Genomic DNA, 2,709 nt, shown 5'->3' on the forward strand with positions numbered 1-2,709 from the left:
CGCCCCGACGGCATCGAGGCCGTCGCAATCCTGACGCCGAACCATCTTCACGCGCCCGCCGCCCGTGCCTTCATGGAGCATGGCATCCACGTCATTTGCGAGAAGCCGATGACCGCGCATCTGGCGGAGGCCGAAGAACTCGCCCGTGTTGCAGCGGAAAAGAATGTCGTCTTCGTCGTCACGCACAGCTATTCCGGCTTTCCGATGGTGCGGCAAGCCCGCGAGATCGCACGATCCGGGGCGCTTGGCGACGTCCGATCAGTGAAAGCGATCTATTTCCAGGGCTGGATGGCCGATCTCGAAAGCGCCGGCGCGAATGCCGCGCCCGTCTGGCGCACCGATCCGGCGCGGAGCGGCATCGCGGGAACGGTCGCCGATGTCGGCAGCCATGCCTTCCACATGGCGAGCTATGTGTCCGGGCTCGATCTCGAAGCTGTGGCCGCCGATCTCTCCGCGCTCGGCCCGGTGACGACGCTCGATTGCGACGCAAGCATGCTGCTGCGCTTCAAGGGCGGTGCCAAGGGAAGCCTCTGGTGCTCGCAGGCGGCAGCGGGACACACCAATACTTTCGATCTCGCCATCCATGGGTCGAAAGGCGCATTGCGTTGGTCGGTCGAGAGGCCCGGTGAGCTGCATCTCGCTCTCGTCGGCAAGCCGGCAGAGATTTTGGCGCCGACTGCGGAACAAGCAGAGGCGCTGGCCCACTGGACGAAGATGGGCCTCGCGGGACTCGAGCATTATTTCGCCGGCTTCGCGACAATCTATGACGACGCGGCGGAACTGATCGCCGCGCAGAAGGAAGGCCGCGCGGCGGAGACTCGGGCAGCCCTTTCGCCTGACGTCAGGGATGGACTGGCCGTTATGCGCTTCGTCGATGCGGCGGTGCGCTCGTCCAGGGCCAATGCCGCCTGGACCTCGCCCGACTGATCAGGCAACGCCCGCCCAGCGAAAGGCGCGACGGAGTTCGGCGACCGCATCCCCCGCATAACAGCGACCATGCGCGACGACGATCCGCGTCGGCGACCAGAGGATCATTGTCTCCACCGCGCGCTTCACATCACCATGACGACCCGCGAATGTCGCGCGCAGGTCCCTCGGCATCGATCCATGCGGATCGAGCACGCCGCCCAGACGGCAAAGGAGCTTCCAGAGACGCCCGTGTAGTTTCGCCGCCTCGAAGTTCTCTATCAGGTCGGTCAGGATCAGCGTCGCCGATGCCTTGTGAAAGAAATCGGCTTCGACCATGAACTTGCCCTCGACCAGCACATGCTCGATCTCGCCCCGCCATTCCGGTACAGGCACTTCGCCGAGGATGCGATCGAAGATGGCGCCGCGAAGGCGCGCCTTCTCCCCCATCCCGGGCGCGGCGAAGGACAGCGCCGCGGGCCATGCCTGCTGCCAGTCGCGCACCCACCAATAGTGGATCCGGTTGGGCGCGACGATGAAGCGTACCGGCCCCAGCGCGTCGACCTCCGCTTTCAGCGCCGGGGTCAGTTCGGTCGGCGAGTGGATCCAGAGCCCGCCATCGGCAAGCCGCAAGACGGTCATGCGTGTCGGGAAAGGAAGGCTCGTCCAGAGCCAGCGCATGCGGATCACCGGTCCGTCCACGATCCAGATATTCTCGGCCAACGGCTTCAGCGTGTTGACCGGCCAATAGGGATCGAGATCGAACATGAGCCCTCCTCTCCCTCGCAAGAAGCGTCAGCGTCCCTCCGGCAAGGCATAGGCGATCACATAATCGCCGATCTTCGTGCCGGCGCGGGCATGGCCCCCGGCCGCGATGACGACATATTGCCTGCCCTTCCACGTATAGGACATGGGCGTCGCCTGTCCGCCCGCCGGCAGTCGACCCTTCCACAGCTCCTTGCCGTTTGCGATGTCGAAGGCGCGCAGGTAATTGTCCATCGTCGCGCCGATGAAGACGAGGCCGGTTTTCGTCGTCAGCGGACCGCCGAAATTCGGCACACCCCATTCGAGCGGCAGCGGTATGGGCGCGAGATCGCGGATGGTGCCGAGCGGCCGGTTCCACTTGATCGTGCCGTCGTTGAGATCGACCGCAACCAGCGTGCCCCATGGCGGCGGCGAACAGGGAAGACCGAGCGGCGACATGAAGAGATCGCGCTCCATGCCGTAGGGCGTCCCCTCCTGCGGCGAGATTTCCTTGCCGGGGCTGGCTTCCTTGCGCGCCTTGAATTCGGCTTCCGGGAACAGCGTCACGATGTGGCCGGCGCGATTGACGTTGACGATCGCGATCTTCCGGTCCGGGTCGAAGGACATGCCGCCCCAGTTCGCGCCGCCGCCGGTGAAGGGATAGAGCAACGTGCCTTGTGTGGACGGCGGCGTGAAAAGGCCGTCGTTGCGGATATTGTCGAGCTTCGCATTGCAGGCGCGCTTGTCGAACCACGCCACGCCCCAGGCGCCGCCCTTTTCGAGCTTCTGCGGCACGAGTGCCGGCGGCTTCACCGGGAAAGGCTGCGTCGGAGACAGCGCCTCGCCCGCGACGGCACCTTGCGGCACCGGCCTTTCCTCGACGCCGAAGAAAGGTTTGCCAGTGTCGCGTTCGAGCACGAACATGAAGCCGGTCTTCGTCACCTGCACGACGACATCGACGGGCTTGCCGTCGCGCATCAGCGTCGCCAGCGTCGGTTGCGCCGGCAGATCGTAGTCCCAGACGTCGTGATGCACGGTCTGGAAACTCCAGACGACGTC

General features: G+C 65.2%; 2 protein-coding genes and 1 pseudogene. 1 reads left to right on the forward strand and 2 read right to left on the reverse strand.

Translation table 11 applies throughout. The features are described from left to right. Positions 1-927 (forward strand): Gfo/Idh/MocA family oxidoreductase (locus tag VMR03_RS15090; RefSeq protein WP_325406658.1); only part of this gene is annotated, 927 nt, incomplete at its 5' end. Here the strand turns inward: VMR03_RS15090 and VMR03_RS15095 are convergent. Both VMR03_RS15095 and VMR03_RS15100 read right to left on the reverse strand, forming a co-directional pair. Further along, positions 928-1,674: a DUF4336 domain-containing protein gene (locus tag VMR03_RS15095; RefSeq protein ID WP_325406660.1), complete on the reverse strand. Its 747-nt coding sequence runs from the start codon at positions 1,672-1,674 to the stop codon at positions 928-930. A gap of 27 nt (positions 1,675-1,701) precedes the next feature. Continuing rightward, positions 1,702-2,709 (reverse strand): annotated as a pseudogene (locus VMR03_RS15100) (pyrroloquinoline quinone-dependent dehydrogenase); the annotation flags it as partial.

It is taken from the genome of Parvibaculum sp., from assembly GCF_035511255.1.
Lineage (GTDB): Bacteria > Pseudomonadota > Alphaproteobacteria > Parvibaculales > Parvibaculaceae > Parvibaculum.